This is a genomic window from Paraburkholderia sediminicola (assembly GCF_046030555.1).
GTDB lineage: Bacteria > Pseudomonadota > Gammaproteobacteria > Burkholderiales > Burkholderiaceae > Paraburkholderia > Paraburkholderia sediminicola_E.
In genome coordinates this window covers 48,436-72,673 of sequence record NZ_JAQQCH010000005.1, presented here as the reverse complement: position 1 = coordinate 72,673, position 24,238 = coordinate 48,436, and the positions used below count along the sequence as shown (strand labels likewise).

Genomic DNA, 24,238 nt, shown 5'->3' with positions numbered 1-24,238 from the left:
AGGCGGGGGCAGGGTGTGTACCCGGTCCCTGCACCGAAGGGCATTGTCAGGTAGCCGATTTTCCAATCACTTCACGAGATTCATCATGACCCTTGAGAAATTCCGCCTCGACGGCAAGCTCGCGTTGATCACCGGTGGCACGCGCGGCATTGGCCTCGCCATCGCGCACACCTTCGGCGAAGCAGGCGCGCGCCTCGTCATCAGCAGCCGCAGCCCGGTGCCCGAAGCTGAACGTAGCCTGCGGGAGGCAGGATACGACGTCGACTTCATCGCGGCTGACCTGGAGCAGGAACAGGCGCCCCAACAACTGGTCGACGAGGTGCTCAAGCGTCACGGGCGCATCGACGTGCTGGTCAACAACGCTGGCGTGGCGATTCACGGTGACAGCGGCGATTTCGACGAAGCGCGCTGGCGCCGCATCATGAGTCTGAACCTCGACGCGGTATTCCGCGGTTGCCGGGCCGTGCTCGCGCCGATGCGAGCACAAGGCGGCGGCGTGATTCTCAACGTAGGCTCCATCTCCGGCATCGTCTCCAACATTCCGCAGAACCAGGTCGCTTACAACAGTTCAAAGGCGGCCGTCCACATGATGACCAGGAGCCTGGCCAGCGAACTGGCAGCCGAGCATATTCGGGTGAACGCCGTCGCGCCCGGCTACATCGAAACCGACATGTCACGCGGTGGTATTGAGAATGACGAATGGTTCTCCATCTGGCGCGACATGACCCCGATGGCGCGGGTCGGCCAGCCTGAAGAAGTTGCCGCCGCCGCGCTGTTCCTCTGCTCGCCGGCCGCCAGTTATGTGACCGGCGAAGTGCTGGTCGTCGACGGTGGATATACGACGCGCTGAAATCTGTCGCCCTCATGCAAACAGAGAGATTTCGGTTGCGCTGGGCGCGGCTACCGTGCCGCTCTACGGCGATCCGTTCAAGCACTACCACTATGTCGATCCATTTTTACCCACTCATCGTGAAGGGCGTCGTGATTCTCGTCGCTGTCCGCATCGGTGTTCAAATGAAAAAGCGTCATGGCTAATTCGGAACTGCACAAGGCTGGCAAGACTGGCTACATCCTGACGATGGGAGAAATCCTTGTCGAGATTATGGCGGCCGAGCGCGGGCAGTCCTTTCGGCGGCCCGGCACGCTCATCGGTCCATATGCCAGCGGTGCGCCCGCGATCTTCATCGATCAGGTGGCCCGCGTGGGCAGTCGCTGCGCGATGATCGGATGCGTCGGTGACGACGACTTCGGCGCCCTCAATGTGGAGCGCCTGCGCGCGGATGGCGTCGATGTCTCGGGCATTGCGGTGATCAAAACCGCGACGACAGGTAGCGCTTTCGTTACCTACCGCGAGGACGGCGAGCGTGACTTCATCTTCAATATTGCGAACAGTGCGTCAGGACAGCTATCGGTTGACAACATCCGCGAGGACTTCCTGAAGGACTGCGGACACTTCCATGTGATGGGGTCGTCGCTGTTCTCGTTTCGCATCATCGAAGCGATGAAAAAGGCGATCGAGACGGTGAAGGGCCATGGCGGGACAGTCAGTTTTGATCCGAATGTCCGTAAAGAAATGCTACGCATCCCGGGAATGCGCGAGGCGCTCGATTCCGTCCTCGACTACACGGATGTTTTCCTGCCAAGCGGCCACGAAGTGACGTTGCTGGTCACGGCTGGTTCCGAGGCGGGAGCGATCGACGAGCTGCTCAAACGGGGTGTGCGCGAGGTGGTCGTCAAGCGCGGGAAGGATGGGTGTAGTTTCTACGATGGCACCAGCGAGACCCATCTTCCTGCTTTCTCCGTCGACGAGGTTGATCCGACCGGTGCCGGCGACTGCTTCGGTGCGACGTACATCGCATGCCGTTCGCAGGGTATGGAAGTCGAACAGGCGCTGCGCTACGCCTGTGCCAGTGGAGCAATGGCGGTAACCGCCATGGGGCCGATGGAGGGAACGGCGACACTCGCAGAGCTTGATGCGTTCATTGCAAAAACGTCGGAGCACAATCATGCATAACGTCGTTGCACGGCTGTCCGGCCTGTCCGGCGACAGCGCTGCGGGCCAGAAGTTGAAAGGCATCTACTCGATCTGCTCCGCGCACCCATGGGTGCTTGGCGCCGCCATGAAGCAGGCGCTGGACGACGGCACGCCGCTGCTGATCGAGTCGACCTCGAACCAGGTCGATCAGTTTGGCGGGTACACGGGTATGAAGCCTGCGGATTTTGTGCGCTTTGTCCATCTGATCGCGGACCGTGTCGGCTTCTCACGCGACCGTCTGATCCTCGGCGGAGACCATCTCGGACCGAATGCATGGCGAGGTCTTGCCGCCGAAGAAGCGATGCAGCGGGCCGAGGCGTTGATCGACGCGTATGTCTCGGCTGGTTTCTCCAAGATCCATCTGGACACCAGCATGAGCTGCGGCGGTGATCCGGTGCGACTCTCGGATAGCTTCGTCGCGGAGCGCGCCTCGCGTCTATGCGCCGTCGCGGAAACGGCGAGCTTGCGCGAAGGGAAAGCCACGAAGCCAGTTTATGTTATTGGCACCGAAGTCCCTGTTCCGGGCGGCGCCAGCGAAGAGCTGGAGAGTGTTGAGGTCACGCGCTGGGAAGCGGCTCTCGACACGGTCGCAGTTCATCGCGACGCATGGCGTGAGCGGGGGCTTAACGAGGCGTGGGAGCGGGTGATTGCGCTGGTCGTGCAACCGGGTGTCGAGTTCGACCACACGAAGGTGATCGATTACCACCCTGAACTCGCTACGAAGCTTTCCGACGTTCTCACCCAACTACCGGGCATGGTCTTCGAGGCGCACTCGACTGACTATCAGAAGCCAGAAGCGCTCCGGCAACTCGTTCGTGACGGGTTCGGGATTCTGAAGGTAGGCCCGGGGGTGACTTTTGCGCTACGCGAAGCGTTATATGCGTTGGCAGACATTGAAGCTGAGGTCGTTGCGGAGAGCGAGCGCTCAAAACTGCACGACGTTATCGAGGCAGTCATGCTAGCCAAACCCGGAAATTGGGAAAAGTACTATCACGGTGATGACAGCGAAAAACGTCTGCTCCGTACTTACAGTTATAGCGATCGAGTACGGTACTACTGGGCCGACCCCGAGGTCGAGGCCGCGGCCCAGAAACTGATCAACAATCTCACGGCAATCTCGATTCCGGAAAATCTGCTGAGCCGGTATCTTCCGGCCCAATATTGGGCATTGCGCCGCGGTGTTATCGACGGCTCTCCCATGAGCATCATTCAAAGCAAGGTAAGAGAAGTCGTCGGGATGTACGCGTCGGCATGTCGCACTTGAGTCTGAAAGCGCACGGGCTCGGGTGGCATGCGGAGTGGATGCGCCTCTGGCGGCATGGAGCGTAGCCCGTCGAATCTGATCACCCAGACAACGCTGTAAACGCACGATCAAGGAACAATCATGGTCTTTAAGTCGAACACTGCTTATGACTTTACGGATGCTGTCGTCGTAATCACTGGCGCGGCGGCCGGAATCGGACGCAAAACCGCGGAGCTTTTTGCAGAGGCGGGCGCGACGCTGGCACTCATTGACCGCTCTCAGTCGGTGACAGAAGTGGCGTCAGACCTGGGCTCAAAACATGGCGGTTGGATTGTTGATGTCAGTGATGCTGAGTCCGTCACTGCAGCTGCGAACGAAATTCTGACGCGATTTGGTCACGTGGACGTGCTGGTCAATAACGCCGGCATCGGACCCCTGGCGCCGGCGGAGACGTTTCCCCTGGAGACCTGGGATAAAACGATCGCGATTAACTTGACGGGACCGTTTCTGGTTGCGCGAGCGTTCGCACCCGACATGCTCGCGCGCAAGAGCGGCAGGATTATCAACCTGGCCTCCCAGGCGGCTGTGATCGGCATCGAGGGTCATCTCGCCTACTGTGCAAGCAAAGCCGGAATTATCGGAATGACCAATTGCATGGCGCTCGAATGGGCACCTAGGGGAGTCACCGTAAATGCGATTTCGCCAACCGTGGTTGAGACTGAGCTAGGGCTAAGCGGATGGGCAGGGGAGACGGGAGCGCGCGCTCGAGCTGCAATTCCAACCCGCCGATTTGCGAAGCCCGCCGAAATAGCATCCGCAATCATGTATTTGGCTAGCACGGAAGCCGCCATGATAAACGGAGCAAACGTGATGGTGGATGGCGGTTACACCATCACTTAGACCGGGTGCTCTGCATGAATTTCTGTTCGTTTGTATGGTGAGCCGGCTGGGATCCTTCATTCGTGACTGAAGCTCTCTGTCCGATTTATGCGCTTGATAAGTTTTAAGGAGACGAAAATGAAAACAAGGCACTATCGTGGAGAGAGAATCTTGCGTACGTTATGCCGCTATTTCACGATGACGGCGGCGATGTGTAGCGTCATGGGTGCATGTAGCGTGGCCTACGCGACGACCATCACGGTCGGCGTTCCCAATAATAACGACCAGATTGAACTGAAGAAGCTGTCGTCGGCCTTCGAGAAGGCTAACCCGGACATTCAATTGAAATGGGTGGTGCTCGAGGAAAATGTACTGCGTCAGCGTTTGACGACGGACATAACGACCAATGGCGGGCAGTTTGATGTTCTGGCAATCGGAACCTACGAGGCGCCTCTGTGGGGAAAGCGTGGCTGGCTCGTTCCGATAAAAGACTTACCGGCGGACTATGACGTCGACGATCTCTTCAAGACGGTGCGAGATGGTTTGTCCTATGAAGACAAGCTCTATGCGCTGCCATTCAATGCAGAAAGTTCGATGACGTTCTATCGAAAGGATCTGTTCGCGGCAAAGGGCCTGAAGATGCCCGATCAACCGACCTACGAACAGATCAAGGGCTTTGCCGACAAACTGACTGACAAAAGCAATGGTGTATATGGCATTTGCCTTCGCGGCAAGGCGGGGTGGGGAGAAAACATGGCCTACGTCGGTACGCTCGTCAACACGTTCGGCGGCCGGTGGTTTGACGAGAAGTGGCATGCACAGATCAATTCTCCTGAATGGAAGAGCGCAATCGCTTTCTATGTGAACCTGTTACAGAAAGATGGCGCGCCCGGAGCCAGCTCGAATGGCTTCAACGAAAATCTTTCATTGATGTCTAGTGGCAAGTGCGCTATCTGGGTCGATGCGACCTCAGCTGCCGGCATTCTCTACAACAAAAAAGAATCGTCGGTGGCAGACAAAGTGGGATTTGCGGCCGCGCCAGTCCAGGCAACGCCTAAGGGCTCTCACTGGTTGTGGTCCTGGGCCCTCGCGATCCCGAAGACGTCAAGATCGCAAGACGCAGCGAAGCGATTTATTGAGTGGGCGACTTCAAAGGAATACATCAAGCTTGTCGGCGCCGATATTGGCTGGGCGTCGCTCCCACCCGGTACCCGGCTCTCAACTTACCAGTTGCCTGAATACAAACAGGCTGCTCCGTTTTCAGACTTTGTGCGCAACGCGATCGAGACTGCGGATCCGGGTCATCCGAGCGCGAAGCCGGTACCGTACACCGGTGTGCAGTACGTCAGTATTCCTGAGTTCCAGTCGTTCGGAACGGTAGTCGGTCAGAGCATCTCCGGCGCGGTTGCCGGACAGTTGACGACCGACCAGGCATTGGCTGCTGGTCAGGCCGCCGCGGACCGTGCGGTGAAGCAGGCCGGGTACCAGAAGTAAAGCAGGGGCGCGCCACATGGAAGAATGTGGCACGCGCCGGCTGACGCCCGTCAGTCGGCGCCCGCTTGATGACCAGCGAAGTACCGGTCATTGGCGGTGGGTATACTACGCGCTGAAAAAGCATCGCCCTCGTACTGCGCAAGATCGCGAAGGGCTCAACTGCAATGGAGCATATTCGCGTGCCGAACAAGCAATCCCGACATCAACATGGATTCAACGGGCCTCGCGTGCGCGATCTCAATCGGGCACTCGTGCTCGAAGCCATCCGGCAGGACCCGGGCATCGGGCGCGCCGAGATCGCCGCGTCCACACGTCTGACTGCTGCGACGATCACCAATATCGTCGCGGCGTTGATCGCGGATGGCGCCGTCGAAGAGTCGGCTGAGCGCGAGCCACGGACCACGGGTCAGCCGGTGCGCAGTCTGCGCATCATCGCCGGCTACGCGGCCACGATCGGTTTGCACTTCGACCACGAGTTCGCGACCGGCGTGCTGGTCGATGTGGCCGGCAACGTGATCCATGAAGCGCGCAAACAGTTGTCGATTGAAGACCCCGCTATGGCGGTGAAAGTGCTTGCACGGCTGTACGACAGCCTGCACGATCATCCGCAACGTGTGGGTAAGCTCCTTGGCGTGGGGGTTTCGGTGATGGGCGCGATCGATAACGTGCGCGGCCTCGTCTGTCAGTCGGCCGAATATCCCGCCTGGCGAGATTTCGGGTTTCGGGAAGCGTTGTCCCAGCATGTTGAACATGAAATTCATATCGAGAACAACGGCACGGCTGCGGGCCTCGGCGAGTACTGGTTCGGCGATGGCCGGCGCCTGGGCAGCTACATCCATGTCTTTATCGGCAACGGCCTGGGTGGCGCGTTGCTGATGAATCGCCGGGCGGTGCGCGGCCTCACTGGCAATGGCTGCGAGATTGGCCACGTCAATGCTCATAGAGGGGGCAAGCCATGCTTCTGTGGCGCGCGCGGTTGTCTCGAAACTGTCGTGTCCTTGCGAGGACTGGCTCACGCGCTTGGGTATGACCGGGTCGCCGAATTCGACCTCACGGCGTTTTATGCCAAACAGAGTGATGCTTTCGATCCGTGGGTCGAGCAGGCCGGCACCGACCTGGGCCGGGTGCTCGCCGGCGTATCCAATGTGGTCGACGTGTCCGACATCATCATTAACGGGCTGCTACCACCTGAGTTACTACAGCGTCTGATCGAGCGTACGCGCGAGGTGGCGACCGAGTACGAGATGAACGGGCGCCCGGGGCGACTCGCTTTCCACCAGGGCCGCGCAAACAGAGAGATTTCGGCTGCGCTGGGAGCGGCCACCGTGCCGCTCTACGAAAATCTGTTCTAGCGTCGCCGATAGATCGTTCAAACCGCGGTCGAACAGCCGGACGGCGGAGTCTCGGCCGGCGTTCGCCGGAAGGAAGTGATGCGTCTGCCGGTCCCGCGCTACCGCAATCGGGTCGCGGCGGTACGTTCCCCGGATTCTCAACGCCTCTGACTCTGCCGCAACCAGACCTCCGCACTTCGTAGCCGACCCTCCCCGCAACACCCCGCCAGCCGCCAGAACTACGATTCCCCGCGCGGCATGCCCAAACCAACCCCCATAAAATCGTCAAATCAGGTCGCCCAATTCCGTCAGAAATGGGACGTCTGGCCGACACGCCCCTAAGCCACTTAGCCAACCCGCGAATCCACTTGATCCCGCCGTGCATGCCCTGCCTCTTTTGCGAGCTGACATCGACGACCGTACTGATCAGGTGATGGCCGACCCGGAAGCGACCCGCCGGCCCGGCGCCAGCCCCGCGCCGTCTGTGCCGTCTGTGCCTGCGACCGCGCTCGATACTTCGCCGTATCTGCCGCGGCTATCCGCCGCCGCGGCGAGCGGCCTGACGCACGCCTATGCGGCCCTCGCGCCCTTGCCGCTGACGCTCGGCGGTGTCGACTACCAGGTCAGATGGCGCGTCGATGCTGAACCGGCGCTCGACGCGAACACGTATCGCTATGTCGTCGGCCCGGCGTACGGCACGCTATGGATCGACCCGTCGGCCGAGGTGGCATGGCTGGGCGATGCCGCGGACCCCTCGGTGCCGGCGGTGTTGCGTGCGGCCCTGCTTGCAGACCTGTGTGCGCCGCTCGTCGCCGCGTTGCAAACGCTGACCCGTCAACGCGTCGAGTTGTTGCCGCCGGCCGCCGGCTCGGACGCAAATGTCGCACCTCATCAGGAGGGGGGCGGCACCACCGGGTTGTCGAGGTTGCGCAGTGCGCCAGCCATGTTGCGCTTTGAATTGCGGCGCAGCGATAACGAGTGGCATTGCCACGGCGCGCTGCTGTTCGATGCGGCCGATGTACTCGGCGTGTTCTTTGCCGCGCCACCGCAAGCGGCCGGGAGCTTCGCCCCGTCGCGCGCCATCGCCGCGCAGAAAAACGCATCGGCCTTCGCAGCGTTACCCGTGCCGCTCGCTTTCGAACTTGGCCGCACGAGCCTGACGGCCCAGGAACTGGCGGATGTGCTGGCCGGCGACATCATCGCGATCGAACACTGGCGTGCGGAGGGCCAGAGCCTGCTGTGCGTCGCACGTGTCCCCGCCGAGCCGGCCTGGGAAATCACCGGCCGCCCGTCGGGCAACCGGCTAGTCGTTGAACGAATCAGGGAGATGCCGTTGGAACCTTCGCAATCATCCGAAGCCCCGCGCACGCAACCAGCCAGTCCAGAGGACAGTGGCGCCGCGCCCTCGACCGCGCGTCACTTCGACGGGCTCGCCGTCGAAGTGACCTTCCAGCTGCCATCCTGCACAATGCCGCTCGGTGAGCTCAGTGTGCTGCAACCCGGTGGTGTGATCGAACTGCAGCAGGGCATCAACCAGAGCGTGATCAACATCGTCGCCAACGGGATGCTGGTCGGCACCGGCCATCTGATTGCGGTCGGTCAGAAACTCGGCGTGCGCGTCACCACGCTGACGCCGCCGGCCAGTCAGGCGCCACGCGAGCGGCAGGATGGGTAATCTGCCGAATCCGGTTTCGCTGATCGCGGTCATTGTCGCGCTCGGCGTGGCGCCATTCGCGGCGCTGATGGTGACGAGCTATACGAAGCTGGTGGTCGTGCTTGGCCTGCTGCGTTCGGCGCTCGGCATTCAGCAGGTGCCGCCGAACATGGTGCTTAACGGTATCGCGCTGATCCTGTCGCTATTCATCATGGCGCCGGTCGGCATGAATATCCGCGACGCGCTGCAGGCGCGCAACTTCGACGCATCGGCGCAGCTATCGACGGCGGACTTAGGCGCGCTCGCCGATGCCGCACTGCCGCCGATCAAGGATTTTCTCGTCGCGCACACGCGACTGCGCGACCGCGAATTTTTCGTGAAAACGGCAACGAGCGTCTGGCCGAAAAACCGCGCGGACGGTCTGCAGAACGATGACCTGCTGGTCCTTGTGCCGAGCTTCACGCTTGCCGAATTGACCAAGGCATTCCAGATCGGTTTCGTGATTTACATCGTATTTATTGTGGTCGATCTGTTGGTGGCGAACATCCTGCTCGCGCTCGGCATGCAGATGATCTCACCGACGACGATCTCGGTGCCGTTCAAGCTCCTGCTGTTCGTTGCACTCGACGGCTGGTCGCTGCTCGTGCACGGCCTCGTGCTGTCCTACAGGGTGGCGGGATGACACGCGCGGCGCGCCCGGCGTTCGTCGCGCCGCTCGCGGGCGCCTGGCGGCGGCATGGCGCCCAGCTCGTGGGCGTGCTGCTGCTGGCTGTATCGATAGCAAGCGGCACCGTCCCGCACGCAGCAGGTGCGACGCAGACAAACGGGCGCGTCGGCTTCACGCAGCTTGCCCGTGACTGCGCGCCGAACGTCGATCCGTACACCTTGTCCGCGCTCGTGCGTACCGAATCCGGCTTCAATCCGTTCGCAATCGGCGTGGTGGGCGCGCATCTCGAACGGCAGCCGGCGTCACTGGCTGAGGCGCTTGCCACGGTGCGCGAGCTTGAGACGCTCGGCTACAGCTATAGCGTCGGTCTCTCGCAGGTCAACAACCGCAATTTCGCGAAGTACGGCGAAACAGCGGCAACGCTGTTCGAACCGTGCCGCAATCTGCGCGCCGGGGCGGAAATCCTGAGTGAATGCTTCAGCCGTTCGAGCCGTGCGTCCCTCGATCAGCAGGCCGCGTTGCGCGCTGCATTGTCGTGCTATTACAGCGGCAATTTCACCACGGGGTTTTCCACCGGCTATGTGCGCCAGGTTCTGGTGAATGCGCGCCGCGACGCGTTGCATGGAGGAATCGAGCCGATCCCGGTGGTGCGCGAAGAGAAAGAACCGGCACGCGCTAACGCGTCCTATCGACCCGGCCAGAGCGCACCGCAATCCGTGGCGGTATCGGTCGAATCGCCTCTTGCACAGCCGCAGTTCAAGCCAATCAGCGACATGAAACGCAGCACGCCGTCGTGCCAGGCACATCCGCTCGTCACGGTATGCCGGGGCTTGAACGCCGCGCAGATCCGCGCACTGTGCGTGCGCTGTCTGGATTCGCACTAGCGCCGTCCACGAACGGGAAGCGCGCTCAACGCCCAGTACGAGCGCCTGGAGCACCCTCACGGCGCGCGACACGCCGGCTGAACCCCATCGTTTCGTAGCGCGCGCCACGCAAGTCAGCCAGGCCGTGCGCCGGGCTACGAGATCCCGCCGTGCCCACGGTGCGCTGGCTTCGTACACTCGCATCAGTGCCCTGTGCGGCGCTGGGCGACGCACGCCCAATGCCTGCGCACAGGCTGGATGGCAGGGAGATTTGCATGCTGGAAATCGACGGCGTTGGCATGGGCGTCAACTGGATGCGTTTTCTCGACGAGACGCTCCTTAACAAACCCACGCCCCAACCTCCGCAAACACAAGCGCAGACCGGCTCGCAAGCGCCGGTCATGCCGCCGCAGATCACGGTGCAAGTCGACGCGAACTCGGACCCCTCGAAGCCGACCAACGAGGACATCGGCGCCGCGGCCACGCTGATCCAGATGCTCGCCGGCCAGTATCAGCCGCCGCCGCCCGACATCACCGTTGACGACCCGACCACGAAAGCTGCGCAATCAGCGATCCAGGACTCGCAAACCCAATACGACAACGCGGTCGCGAATCAGCAGACCAAGCTGAACACGCTGACGAACCTGCAATCGGACCCGACGACGAGCGCGGCGGACCTCAAGAGCGCGCAGACCGACTACAACAATGCCCAGGCGGCCACCACGAAAGCGGGGCGCGAGCTCGAGGTGACGACGGACGCCGGCTACATGATCGCGTATGCGCAGCAGGCCGACTCCGACAAGGGTGCGATCGCGCCCGCCCAGACGGCTGCGGACAATGCGACCACGGCGCTCCAGAAACTGATGCCGGGCTTCGACCCGAAGAATCCGCCGCCAGCCAGCGCGTGCAAAACGCCGGAGCAGTTGGGGGCCTACGACGCCTGGCAAAAAGCCGACGCTTCACTCGCCAAAGCCAATAGCCGCTACAGCGCCGACGTCGCCAATTCGAATCTGGCCTATGCGCAGCTGCAGTCGCATGCGTCGGACCCGGACTATAGCGACGCGATGAAAACGAGCATCGCGAATCTGAACAACACGCTTGCGCCGCTCGGTCTCGAGGTCAGCGCGCCGCCCGCCATCGACGCGAGCACGGCCCAGACCAACCTGAACAGCGCCGCCGACGATGCCAACTACGCGAACGCCTGCCTGAGCGCGGCGAGCGACGCCTCGCAGGTCGCCGACGTGCAGCAGACCTTCGACGCGGTGTCCGGCAAGTTCGGCCCGACGGTCATGACCACGACGGTGGCCGCGCAGCAGAATCTGCTGACCCGTGCGCAAACGGCCGCGCAGACGAGCGGCGGCTATCTGCAGATGCTGTCCGCGAACCGTCAGGTCGATCAGGACCAGACGGACTACAACAACGCGCTGAGCGCGTCGAATCAGTGGCACAAGGCCAATCCGAACTCGCAGCTCACTGACCCGCAAGTCGATGTCGCCCTGGGCAACGCCTATACCAGGCTTTCCGCCGACCAGACCCAGGCGGGTCTCGCGCACGACAGTTTCGTGGCCGCCTACGGCAACTCGCTCGCATCGCAATACGACGATGCCGCGAACGGTCTGCAGAACCAGTACGACCATCGCACGATGTGCGCGGTCAACGATCCCACGCCGCTCGAAATCAAGGGTCTGAAAACTGTCGCGTCCGCACTGCATGCGGCGGACGGACGCCTGTCCGATTCGGTCAACGACCAGGCGACGAAACTCGCGCTGAATGCGGCGCAAAGTGATCAGACCGGCGCTAAAAGCACTCTGCAGACGGTCCAGCAGCAATACGACGGCTGGAATAGCCAGCACGGCGGCGCGGCTGATGGACCGTTCGTCAATGTCGCCCAGCGTGGCGGCCCGGGTCACTTGCTGCTTACATCGGTGGGCCCGTATCAGATCAATCCGTATACCCAGCAGTTGTCGGATGCGCGCGCTGCACTGGACGCGGCGAACAACAAGGTCGGCCAGCTGCAATTGATGTCCGACGGCGCACACGATCAGGTGTTGTTCGACCAGTTCAACGCAGGCCTCAGCGACAATCTGCTGAACCCGGTGACCGATTCGGACAAGGCCGATTACGCGAAGGCGCTCGACCAGTTTTACGAATCGCATCGCAGCGAATTGTCGCAATCGATGCTCGGTAACGCGAGTGCGACCACCAACAAGGGTCAGGCCTACAATTTCGGCGCGACCAGCGCAACTGACCAGAAAAATCTGATCGGCAAGGCGCTTGGCCTGCAAACCGCGCAGCAACCAGGCGCGGACGGCGTGCAGTACGACGGCGACGCGCTGAAGACGATCAACACCGTCTACGACGAAATTCACAAGGTGGGCGGCAGCGACGCTCAGGTGAGCATCCTGCCTATCGTCTACGCGTCGAAAGACAGCGGCATGACGACGACCGCGCTGTTCAAGGTCACGAACAAGGACGGCGGCGACGCACATTATGTCGACGACGGCGGCGCGAAGTATTCGAGTATCGACGACTACATCAACAACAACCAGTTGTCGTCCGACGGTACGGTGGATATTGCGACCGGCTACAACAACGGTGTGCTGCAGGTGAAGTCGAGTGCCGCGCATCACGACAGCTTCTGGGAAAGCACGCTGCACGAACTCGGCGCGAGCAATCTGAATCTCGGCACGCTGATTGGCGGGGTCGTGCTCGACGTGGCGGGTGGGGTGCTCGATGCGACGGGCGTCGGACTGCCGTTCGGCGTCTCGTTGAATGCGATCGGCACGGGCATGATCTATAGCGCGTCGGCGGCGGCCATGGCGAACTCCGTTTACGACCTCGGGAACCGGATCGATCACGATCGCACCATCAGCCCGTTCGACGCCGGCGCGCGCGCCGACTATATCAATCTGATTCCGGTCGGGGCCGCGGGCGCCGAGAAAGCCGTCGCGAAATTCACCGGCACCGAATTGTTCGCCAAGGCGGCGACGACACTGGGCGCGGACGCTACCAAGGCGGGCGACTTCGTCAACGGGGCAGCGAAAATCGGCGCCAAGGCGAGCGCGTTCGGTGGCGCCGTCGAGGCCGGCGGACAGCTCATCGACGACGTCGCGACGGGCCACGGCAATATCGCGCAGGACGTCTCGTCGCTCGTGATGAACGTGGCGCTGGTCAAAGGGCATGACGTGCTGAAGGCGACCTCGACCGGTATCGTGCGCAGCCGTTTGGACTTTGCGGCGCGCACCGAAGACGGCCAGACGAATCTGACGCTCGGCGATCAGTCCGTGCGCGTGCAGCGCCTCGCCAATACGAGCACCGACGCGCTGACGCTCGATCGCAATATCGCCACGCTCGACGGAAAAACCGTGAAGGTCGGCAGCGACGGTACGCTGCAGGTCGGCAACAAGGTGTTGACTTACGACGGCATGCCGGTGCGCGTGCTCAATCGCGGCAATGCGGACGGCTATACGGGCCGCGGCAAGGAAACCGGTGCGTCGGCGGTGCTCGGCGATGACGGCAGCATCTCGGTCGTCGATCCGACAAAGAGCGGCCCGCTGCGGCAGGTGAAGCTGAATTCGTACGACACGGGCGAGCGCGTCACGGTTGACGAATCGGGCGGTCTCGAGCTGTCGGACAATCTGTCGCTCAGCCGTCCCGGCGAGCTGAAAACGCCGCAGGAAGTGACGGCGACGGTGGCGCAACTCGCCGGTCGCAATGCCGGCACGCCGTCCAACAGCGAGCCGGCCGAGCCCGCCCCACCGCGCACGACCACGCCGCCCTCCAGCGACACCACCGATCCGCTTACGCGCCAGGCCGCGCAGAACGCGGAGACGAGTCTGACGGAAAACACTGTCGGCGCCGCGCAGTCGATGAGCGAGGGACTGCGCAGCTCGGCGGAAGTCCGCGAGCGCAGTCAGCAGGCCAACGAGGAAGCCCATCTGACGGACAGCGCGAATCGCCGTAGCAGCGAAACCAATGCGATCGTATGGCGGCGTGTGAATGATCCGCTCGCCGGAAACGGCGTAGACGAAGCGCGTCCGACGACTTTTCAGCAGCGCGTCGCGTGGACCGCGCTCAATGCCACCGAGGCGCCGCCGTTTGCACCCGAAACCGACACGGGAGCGCCGGGCGGCCAGCCGTTGACGCGCGCACCGCTGATCGAGCCGCGCGACTATGACGGCAGCACGCTGTACGTCGTGCGCAACGACGCCAGCAAGAGCAACAACACCTTACTCGGCCCGGACGGGCAACCGCTCGCGGAAAGCGAAGCGGCACCGGCGGCGCGCCTCGCCGCGTCGTCCGCGGCATCCGATGCGAGGCCGATCGTTCTGATCGAAGGCAGTGAGGAAGCGAAGATCGCACCGGAACTCGCGAACGCGTGGAACGAGCCGGTCTTCGTCGCGCCGCGCAACGCGCTCGCGGCCGACGGCGCGTTGCGCGGCGCCAGTGGTTTTATCCGTTTCGATCCCGCGCCGGGCGCGCCGGCCGATGCACAAGGGCTCACACTGCGCGAGAGCGGCCTGTACGTCGCGGGTTCGGAGGCGCTCGCCGATGCGCAGGCGCCGCGCGCGACAGATGCGCCGCAAACCTATCGCAACGGTCTGTATGTGCCGAAAGACCCGAGCCGCACGAGCAATGAAGACGCTGACGCACAGGCTGCCGGCAAGGCCCGCGATGGCCAGAAACCGACGGAGACGGAGGAGGCCGATACCGACGGCATCGAATTCGCGCATCCGGAAATGGAAGAGACCTCACCGGCCGCCGACAGCAACAAGGCCGGTCTGCTGGCGCGTCTGCAGATGCGCTTCGGCGGCGCGCCGCTGCCCAATGAAGTGAGCGCGCTCGCCCAGCAGTCGGGCACGTTGTCGCAGCAACTGCGCATGCTGAACGACGAAGGCTGGCGCGTGAAGGTTGGCCGCGAAGGCCGCGGCAGCCGGATCGACACGAAGAAAAAACGCGTGACGCTCGACGGTGGCCTGCGTGAGCCGGGCAGCATGACCTATGCGCTCGCGCACGAAGCAAAACATGCGGTCGAGGCGATCGATGGCAGTGGCGGCCTCGACTACAGCGGCCGCAGCCGCTTTACGCGCAAAGCACTCGAAGCTGAAGCGCGCGCGCAGATCAATGCATTCGAAGCGCGCTACGAAATCGACATGGCGGGCGGCGGCGATATCGCCGCGCACGTGCGTCTGCCCGAGGCGATCCAGCGCGAAGCGGATGCATGGACCCCAACGGACGACTACGCGGGCACGGTCGAGCGTTTGACGCAAGCGTTCGCCGAAGCGCCCGTCTCAGGCACGTCCGGCAAGACGTATGCGCAGTTCTACAACGAAGCGTATGACCGCGCGCGTCCAGACCCAGCAGCCTTCCCGACGCGCGCCGCGCGGCATATGCCCGCGCCGCAGTCTCACGAACCCGGCGAAGGCCCCGCCGTGCCTGAGCCCTTGCCGACGACGCGCGAAGGCTTGCAAGCATACGGCCCTGCGCTTGACGCGGGTCTTGACCGGGCGCTCGCGCGCTCGCCGTTCGAGAGCGTCACGCGCCTGAGTTTCGCCGAGGAATTGCTGAACACCGAACCGCACCGGCTTGTGCTCGACGACCGCTTCTTCTCCAGCCGCCTCGAGAGCGGCGGCGACCCCATCGCGTTGCCGTTCTCGCGCCCGAGCGACGTGACGCGCGCGCGTGCCCAGCAGATCGCCGATATCACCGGCGTGCACGTGTTCACGCCGCGCACCGATGCGCCGACCGAGTGGGAAATGTTGACGCCCGGGCCGATCCGTTCGGGCCTCGACGGGCCTGTCGAGTTCGATGCGCAAAGCGGCACGTTTCATGTGACCGGTACGGATGGCACGCGTAGTCAGATCGACCCCGAAGCGCATCTCGGGCAGTTGCGCGGCATCGGCGCGTACAAGACCGCGCTGCAGCTCGGCGACAAGACGGTGGTCGTGTATCGCGAGCTCAACCCGATCGAGCGGCTCGAAGACGATATCGACGAGCCCGAGGTGGTCGACGATCCGCGCGACATGGTCGCGAAGACACAGCAGCTCCAGGCGCTGGGCGCGCCCTACGTGGCACGGGTCGACGGCGTCGCGCGCATCCATGGGCACGATGCGCTGGTGATGGATTCGTATCGTGCCGCCGACCGGCCGCTGACACGGGAGACCGAGATGCATGGGGAGCGTGCGCCGAGCATACCCGTGTACGACACGAGCCTCTTTAATGCGAAGTCGATCGAAAGCCTGACCGCGACGCGCGACTGGATGGTCGAGCGCAATGTCGCGATCGGCGATTTACAGTTTCTGATCAGCCGCGACGGGACGTTTTATCTGGCGGACTTCGAATCGGTCACTGAGGGCGCGCAGCCTCGTGCGACCAGCCTGCAGATGATCGACGATTACATCGAGCTGGCGAAAGCGCGACTCGCACGCGTCGGCACGCCGGATGCCGCCGGAAGGCCGGCCGCACCTGTTACGCCCGCGGTCACGGCGCAGGCCCGCACCAGCTATCACGCCGACGTCAGCGATACCAGCGATACCAGCGATACCGCCAATGCGCGTGGCACAGCCGACACAAGCGGCCACACCGCCTCGTTCCCCGACCGCGTCGAGTGGACACGTGCCCGTGCCTATCATGCATCGCCGTTCGGCCCGGACGTGCCGGACCTGAGTACGCTGCAGCGGGAGCCATCGGGCCGCGCTTCGAAGAACGAAGAACGCGATCTGGTCGTCGTGCATGCGGACACCGCGCCCGACGGCACATTATTGCTCGACGGCGTACCTGTCGACGCGCGCGGCTTCGCACTCGATCTCGGCCGCACGTTTGCCGGCGACGACGTGCGTGTGATCCTCGCTGCCCGCCACGCGAGTCCGCAGCACGCGGCGGAACTCGCGAATCTGTGGCAACAGCCGATCTACGTGCCACCGGCCGAAGCGATCGCGGCCGACGGCACGCTGCTCGACGCCAGCGCGCTGACCCGCTATGACCCGGCGCCGTTCGGCGCGCCCAACCTGGGCGAGCTCGCCGCCGACGGGCGCGGTGTCTACCGTGACGGTGATCCGGCACAGCGGCTCGATGCCGAACAGCACGCCGGTGCCGTGCTCGGCTACGGCGCCGAAAAGATGGTGTTCGAGCTTGGTCACGATGCGGCACTCGGCGTCCTGGAACGCGGGCCGCGCTACGATGCCGACTTCCATCGGCAGGCGGCCGAGGCCGAGTTGAACGCGCTCGCGGTGCTGCGCCGTTTCGGCTTGCGCACGCTGTCGATGAGCGGTCCGTTTTCCGCGTTCAATCGCGTCGCCGTGCTGTACCGGCCGCTCGGCATCATGCATACCCATGCAATCGAGGACGGCGAATTGCCGGCGCGTATCTCGCGCCAGGGGCTTGCCCATCTGCAGCAGATTCGCGACGTGGTCGAGCGGCACGAGATCGATATCGACTTTCAGGCGATGATCACGCGCGACGGCGACGTGCTGGTCAGTGACCCGGGCGAGGTCGGTTTTAACGACCGGCTGCGCAATCTGAGCACGCTCGACGATATCGACGCGGTGCGCCAGAGTGTGCAGGACGGCGTCGATAGCGGCGAGATCGAACTCGCGCACCCCGACGCCGAGGAGATCGCGCAGCCCGGTGCGTTTTCGCAAAAGCCATCGCTCATCACGCGCATCCGCATGCGCTTCGGCGGTGCGCCGCTGCCGCGCGCGGCGCTCGATCTGATCGGCCATTCGGAACTGCTCACGCAACAGATGCGGCTCTGGAAACAGGAAGGCTGGAAGGTCGTGCGCGGACGCGCAGGCGAGGGCAGCAAGGTCGATGCGCATAACCGGCGCATCGTCATCGACGGCAAATTCCAGCAGGCCGGCGCGATGGTTTATGTGCTCGCGCACGAGGCGGGCCACGCGGTCGAGGCCATTGAAGGCAAGCTCGCACTTGACTACAGCAGCGCACCGGCCTTCGCTCAGAGCGCGCTGCGCGCGGAAGCGCGCGCACAGATGAACGCTTTTTCCGTGCGCGACGAGATCAAGACCGCGACCGATGGGCGTGTCGATATCGGTGCGCAGATCAGCCTGCCCGACGCGATCGAACGCGAATACGGCCGCGCCCGCGCGGACGACCCCGCGTCGGTGGAACGGCTTGCGAATGTGTTCGGCGACGCGCGCACATCCTTGCCTGGCCATCCGAGCTATCGGGTCTTCTATGAGCAGCAGGCTGGCGAAATCGCCAATGGCGCCGCGCCCCGCGCGATGCCGGCACCCGATCCGAATGCCGGCACGCCGAATGCGCCGGCGACCACTGCCGCAGCCCAGCCGCCCGCACTGACGCCCGAAGCGCGCGCGGCGGCATGGCTCGACGAACACGGCCTGCGGACGCTGAGCCGGATCGACGGCGCGCATGTGCCGAAACTCGAGGACCTTGCCCGGCAAGCGGGGCGCGGTGCACACATTCTGGTCGCGAAGCACGGCGCATGGCCGGCTGTGGACGCGGCGCATCCGCAGCCGCGGTTCGTGGCCGAGCTTGCAACCGACGAGCATGGCAAGCTCACCAGGCCGCAGCCATTGGCGCACAAAAACGTGCCACGCGCACTGACCAGAGCGTTGAACCAGTCCGCCGCCGACACTGTTGCCGAGCGCGCGAAGTACGACTTTTACGTATCGCCGGTCGCCGCGGACGAACTCGCGCGCTTTGGCGGCGCGGCAAAGATCGAGGCGTCGAACGACAAGCAGGCCTGGGAGGTGGCCGCATCCGGCAAGCCGATCGATTCGCAGCTGACGCAGGACGTTGCCGCGCTGGCCGACGCGCCCCGTTTCAAGCGTCCAAAGCTCGCCGCACAGGCGGTCGACGCGCAACAGAAGATCTACGCGGTCGAGGATAAAACCGGCAAGGTGCTCGGCTATGCCGAGCGCAATACGCTCCACCAGTGGATCTATCACGAGACAACGCCGGTTGCTGACACGGTGATCCCCGAACACGAACTGAGCTCGGCGTTCCGGCGCCGGGCGGGCCGCATGCCGGTGGGACGTGCGGGCCGGCGCGGCGTGAGCTTTATCGTCAGCGACCGCGAGCCGGCGGCGGTCGCGCGGGTCGGCGGCTTCGAGCCGACCGAGAAGAAGGATTCCGCCGAGCCGGAAAAGAAGCCGCGCCGCAAGGCGGGCGACGTCGGGCAGTTGAGGCTTGCGCAAGGCAGCGAAGGGGCGCGCAACGGCGCGTCGCGGGTCTCCACGGCGGCCCGCAAGGCCGTGACCCTGCTGCGTCGCCAGCAGGCGCTCGCGCGGCCCACGCAACAGGCTGGCGAAAGCAATCCGCTGGTCGACCTGAATCTGCTGCCGTCGCCGGACAAGCCGGTGAGCGTAGTCGACTTCAGCGGCCAGAACGCGCTGCATTTGCTGCGCGCGATCGAGCAGAAAAGCATCGGCGCCGGGCACTATATTTATGTGTACGACGTCGAAGGCCCGATCGCCGAAACGCTCGAGGCGCCGCATGGAATCATCGCCACACGCAACAGCGAACTGCGCTGGTTCGACAACAAGGAACGAGCCAGCAATGTCAACGAGCCGGGTGTCAGTCTCGACGAAATGCCGTTGGGCCGGGGTCCGTATGGCGCAAACGTGCACTTTCTGTTGACGCGTCTGAAGCCCGACGAGTTTCTGGCGCGTACGGCGCCGACGCGTCTTGCCACATTGGACAAGCGGGTAGCCGTGCTGAAGCAGCAATGGAAGCAGGCGGACACGCTCGGCAAGCAGTCGCCGGAATTCAAGGCGCTGTCCACTCGCATCTTTGACACCTATGAGGGTGTCAAGCGTGAAATCAATGCGCTCACCCAGGAATTGCAGGCGGGGAGTAAGGGCGGCAAGGCGGGCAACGGCGCCAGGAAGCGCACGGTGCGTGCCGCCGCGGCGGCGTCACTGCAGATCGAGCCGTATCAGCCAGGTCTGTCGACCACCACGGTGGTGGAGTCGAACCTGCGCTATGGCGCGGCGAAACTGGAACGCTGGTTCCCTGAACTCGGCCGCATCAAGGCGTTCAACGAGCGCAGCCACGGGCCGGCCGACCAGCGGCTCCAGCTGAACGCTGCCGGGCGGCAGACCGTGATGGCCGATCCTAAGATGTGGAAGTCGCTCGGCAACAGGCATTACGTCGCGCGCGACGTCCCGACCACGCCGTCGCGTTTTGCGCCCATACCGGTCAAGACGTGGGCGCGCCGCTTCGGCGTCGCCAACGTGGCGGACCTGCGCATGATCCAGATGTTCGTGCGTTCGGACCCGGCCATTCAGGACCGCATCGCGCCGATGTCGCGCGCTTTTGCGCTGCGTGACGATCCCGCATTGATGACGGCGCAGATCAGGCGTTATGGCGGGGCGATGCCGATGGTCTCGCTCGTGGTCGATCCGCATTCGCTCGCGGCCGCGCTTGGCCAGCAGCATGACCCGGCATTCCTGCGAGAGGTGCGAGCGCTCGGCGATCAGGCAAGCGCGAGCTTCGATGGTGAAAATGGCGTGATCGAACCGGCTGCGGGGTCCGGCGGCGAGGCGCTCGCGCTCGACGATCTGCATCATCTGCATCGCTGGCTCGACGCGGCGTCGGAAGCGGGCTTTGCGATCCGTCTCGAAACCGCGCCGTCGCGCGCGCTCGTGTCGGGCAGAGACCAGCGCTTCCAGGCGGGCACCAACGACACGTACCACGACTTCGTGCGGACCTTCAGCGCGCTCGACAAGTGGGCGAAAGACAATCCGAACAGCCGCGCGCCGACGGTGATGGTCACGTTCCACGGCTGGGACTCGGTGCCCGAATCGGTGCCGGGCGCGGGTCATGTGGCGTTGCTAAGGGCCGTGCTCGACCGGCCGAGCCTGCAATGGGTTCACATGGGCCTGTCGTACGGCACGCACGGCGCCGACTTTATCTCCAATCAGGACCTCACCACGGCGCTCGCGCAGACGATCGTCGACTACCACGGCGAACCCGGCAAACTCGCGCGGGTGCATGGCGCCGATGCGCTCACGCGCGTATTCGAGCGCGTCAGTCCGCAGACGCTTGCGGACCAGCATCAGTTGCTGTTCGCCGAAGTCGAACGGCTCGGCCGTGCTCAGGGCATGACGCCGGAGCAACTGGATACGCTGCATCGGCAGCTTTACGAGGGCAACACAACCGCGTTGTTGAACCGTGCTCGCCTCGCGACGATCGACTATGCCGAGAAGGGCTGGACGGCCAGCGACAATCCTCCGCGCGGCCGCACCGAAAAACTCGCACGCGCGTTCTCGACGCGCTGGAAGAATGAAATCGGCGCGCATGTGAGCGCACCGAAGGTGAAGACGTTGTCCGCGAAAAAAGCGGGCACGGCGGACCCGACCGAGCATTGGCGTGCGGTGGTCGCCGACCCGGCACTACGCAATGACGGCACCAAGCCGATCAGCGCAAGCCACAAAGCGGTGGCGCAACTCAGCTCGCAGCCCATTGCGCCGGGACAGCGCGCCGAGGCTGAACTGCATGCGCTGCGCGTGCACTCGCGCGCGCGCGGCTGGCGCAACCGGCTGCGCTCCGGCGGTCTGATTGCAGTGGGTACGCCATCCGCGCTGCTGCTCGGTGGCAATTCGCTCAATCTGCTGCATACGTTCGGTAGCGAAGGGCTGCACCATACCGCGACTTCGCTGTTCGTCGGCACGCGGGCAGGCCGGGTGTTTCAGGCGCTGCATCAGGGTGCGGTCGCCAGTTTGAAAAACGGTGACCCGCGCGTGTTCGACGCAGTGGTCGGCCGGCTCGAACGCGGTTTGCGCTCGCAGCTGGGCGCGAATCGCCTCGACGAGGCGCGCGTCGATCAGTTGTCGCTAATCGCGAAGGAAGGCCGGCTGAAAGCCGGGCAACTGCGGGCGATGAACGACGCCGGCCAGCTTTCGTTCGACGACACGGTCACGCACACGAAAGCCGTCGCGGCGGACATGCTCGCGCAGATGCAGGGCGTGGTGGGCGGCACGTCGTTAAAGCGTTTGCATCACGGCAGCCCGCGTCATGCGGTCGGCCTGATTGGACGGGGCGCTGCGATCGTCGGCTACTCGGCGACGATTGCGACCAACATCGCGACCATCACCGCGCATCACGGCGTGCTCGCCCCCGTGCTGACGACGCTCGGGGCGTCGCTCGGCATGACCTACACGAGTCTCGTTTATCTCAGCAACGCGCATGAGATCAACGCCGACAAACGCAGCCGCGTGACCCGTTTTGTCGATGCGGCCGGCGACTACGTGACCTCGGCGGCGGGCTTTGCGAGCGCCATCGTGCAGATCGGCGAGGGGCATCCGGTGCTGGGCGGCCTCGCGATCACCTCCGCGACGATTCTCGGCGCGGGGCGGTTGCATACCCAGTTCCCCAACGCGACGCCGGGCATGGAGCGTTTTCCGACTGTACTGGCGCTCGCGCCGGTGGGCATTTTCGCGGGCACGCTGATTCAGAGCTTCTTGTCCGGTGGCTCGAGTCAGAACACGAAGAATCCGGGCAATGCGCAGCATCTGCAGCAGCCGGGGGCGTCGGCCAGTCCGGCGCCGGGTTCGCTGCCGTCGGGCGTGCCCACGGCGCCGTCGGTCAGTCCGACTCCGGGAGCTGGCGTGACGTCGACATCGCCGTCGACGCCGTCGACCAGGTCTTCGCCCGCGCCCGGTTCGACGTCCTCAACGCAACCAGCGCCGACCGGCAGCCCGTCCACGACTCCGCCATCAAACCAGCCGAAGCAGTACTTCGTCGTCGAAGGTGATTCGCTGTGGGTGATTGCCGATCGCAACCGGCGTTCGCTGCTGGATGCCGCGCATGTTTCGGCGGCCGAGCAGCAGACAATGTCGCGTAACCGGCAGGATGCAATGGCATTCGCCGAGGTGCTGCAGCTCAATCCGTCAGTGGCGAAACAGCCGTCGTCGATCGATCCGGGGCAGGCGATTATTGTAGGTTAGGAGCCAGGAGCCAGGAGCCAGGAGAGAGTGGCGAGCAGCGGACAGCGGACAGCGGACAGAGCAGTCTCCGTCTGTTTGCCGGCCGGGTCTAGCCTGAGCCTTTCGCCCACTTCAGCAAGCGCGCCACTTCCTCGAAGTGGTGCGCCTCGATCGTGCCGTTCTCACGCGTGGTTTCGTACAGCGCTTCAGCGAGCCCGACGTTCGCGAGTGTCGGCCGCAACTCGGTCTGCGCGAGCTTGACGATCCGCTCGGCAACTTCGCCTTCGCCGCGCGCGAGCACCCACGGCAGCGTGCCGAGTCCGCCGTAATAGAGGGCCACCGCCACGCGCGACGAATACACCACCACCGACGCGTAGCCGATCTTGTCGTTCAGCGACGCGAGCTGCATTTCCATCGCGATCATGCGGCGTCGCGACTGGATATGCGGGTCGCCTTCGTCTTCCTTGCGCTCGCGCCGCACGTCCTCGATCGACATCTTCATCTTCTGACTGAACTCGAAACGCTGATGCACGATATCGATCAACGCCATCACGATGAAGATGAGCGCGGCCCAGCCGAACAGCATGACCAGCAGATGCGCGAGCAGCGCGAGAATCGACAGCGGCTGCGTGAAGCCGGACTGCACCGACGGATCAAGCGACGCGTAGATCAGCGAGCCGAGCACGGCGATCAGCAGTGTGGTCTTCAGCAGCATCTTCGCGAGATTGACGAGGTTGCGCACTGACCATAGGTTCTTCAACCCTTCAGCGGGATTGATGCGCCCGAGCGACGGCACGAGCCGGCTCCACGCCATCACACCGCCTACCTGCACGAAACCCGCGAGCACACCGGCCGCAAAACCGACGCCGACAAAGACGAGCGACGCCTGCAGCCACGCGTGCGCGGCGCCGTCGAGCAGCACCGCGATCCGCGCACCGGGATCGGGCGCGCCGCTTGCCTCGAACACGAGTCGGAACAGTGCTTGCACGTACGCAAGAATTTGCGCACCGCCGGTCGTCACCGCAATACAGACGCCGACAAACACCGCGGTCGAAATCGTCTCCGCGCTTTTCGGAACGTCACCTTTCTCGCGGGCTTCGCGCAGCCGTTTGGCGGTGGGTTGCTGACTCTTTTCGGCCATGGTGTGTGCGTCTTTTGTGTCTG

The 24,238-nt window shown here is 63.9% G+C and carries 10 protein-coding genes and 1 pseudogene; 10 read left to right on the top strand and 1 reads right to left on the bottom strand.

Annotated elements, in window-relative coordinates; translation table 11 throughout:
* The first annotated feature begins 85 nt into the window (after nt 1–85).
* The 10 genes and pseudogenes from PQQ52_RS09680 (at nt 86) to PQQ52_RS09635 (ending at nt 23,095) form a co-directional block, all read left to right on the top strand.
* A complete protein-coding gene (locus PQQ52_RS09680; RefSeq protein WP_408209743.1) occupies nt 86–850 on the top strand; it encodes an SDR family NAD(P)-dependent oxidoreductase in 765 nt (254 codons plus the stop codon).
* A 177-nt stretch (nt 851–1,027) separates the two neighbouring features.
* Nucleotides 1,028–2,014 (top strand): tagatose kinase, encoded by a 987-nt coding sequence (locus PQQ52_RS09675; protein WP_408209740.1) that lies wholly within the window; start codon nt 1,028–1,030, stop codon nt 2,012–2,014.
* Complete coding sequence (locus PQQ52_RS09670) at nt 2,007–3,299, top strand: D-tagatose-bisphosphate aldolase, class II, non-catalytic subunit (protein ID WP_408209738.1); 1,293 nt, start codon at nt 2,007–2,009, stop codon at nt 3,297–3,299. Before PQQ52_RS09675 ends, PQQ52_RS09670 begins: the two co-directional genes overlap by 8 nt.
* Before the next feature lie 120 nt (nt 3,300–3,419).
* On the top strand, nt 3,420–4,178 hold the full coding sequence (locus tag PQQ52_RS09665; RefSeq protein ID WP_408209735.1) for a GolD/DthD family dehydrogenase: 759 nt from the start codon (nt 3,420–3,422) through the stop codon (nt 4,176–4,178).
* A 252-nt stretch (nt 4,179–4,430) separates the two neighbouring features.
* Nucleotides 4,431–5,651, top strand: a pseudogene (locus PQQ52_RS09660) (ABC transporter substrate-binding protein); the annotation flags it as partial.
* 227 nt (nt 5,652–5,878) lie between these two features.
* Nucleotides 5,879–7,003 carry an ROK family transcriptional regulator gene (locus PQQ52_RS09655; protein WP_408209732.1) on the top strand — a complete coding sequence of 375 codons (1,125 nt, stop codon included), beginning with the start codon at nt 5,879–5,881 and terminating at the stop codon, nt 7,001–7,003.
* Nucleotides 7,004–7,361: 358 nt separating this feature from the next.
* Nucleotides 7,362–8,657, top strand: coding sequence for a type III secretion system cytoplasmic ring protein SctQ (sctQ, locus tag PQQ52_RS09650; RefSeq protein WP_408209729.1), 1,296 nt, complete (start codon nt 7,362–7,364; stop codon nt 8,655–8,657).
* Entirely contained in the window at nt 8,650–9,318 is a 669-nt protein-coding gene (sctR, locus tag PQQ52_RS09645) for a type III secretion system export apparatus subunit SctR (protein ID WP_408209726.1), read from the top strand. The genes sctQ and sctR overlap by 8 nt, the downstream gene beginning before the upstream one ends.
* Nucleotides 9,315–10,187: a lytic transglycosylase domain-containing protein gene (locus PQQ52_RS09640; RefSeq protein ID WP_408209723.1), complete on the top strand. Its 873-nt coding sequence runs from the start codon at nt 9,315–9,317 to the stop codon at nt 10,185–10,187. The genes sctR and PQQ52_RS09640 overlap by 4 nt, the downstream gene beginning before the upstream one ends.
* Nucleotides 10,188–10,441: 254 nt before the next feature.
* Nucleotides 10,442–23,095, top strand: a complete 12,654-nt coding sequence (locus tag PQQ52_RS09635) for an LWXIA domain-containing protein (RefSeq protein ID WP_408209720.1) — start codon at nt 10,442–10,444, stop codon at nt 23,093–23,095.
* 88 nt (nt 23,096–23,183) lie between these two features.
* Here the strand turns inward: PQQ52_RS09635 and PQQ52_RS09630 are convergent, their stop codons facing one another.
* Complete coding sequence (locus tag PQQ52_RS09630; protein WP_408209717.1) at nt 23,184–24,215, bottom strand: EscU/YscU/HrcU family type III secretion system export apparatus switch protein; 1,032 nt, start codon at nt 24,213–24,215, stop codon at nt 23,184–23,186.
* Nucleotides 24,216–24,238: the final 23 nt, after the last annotated feature.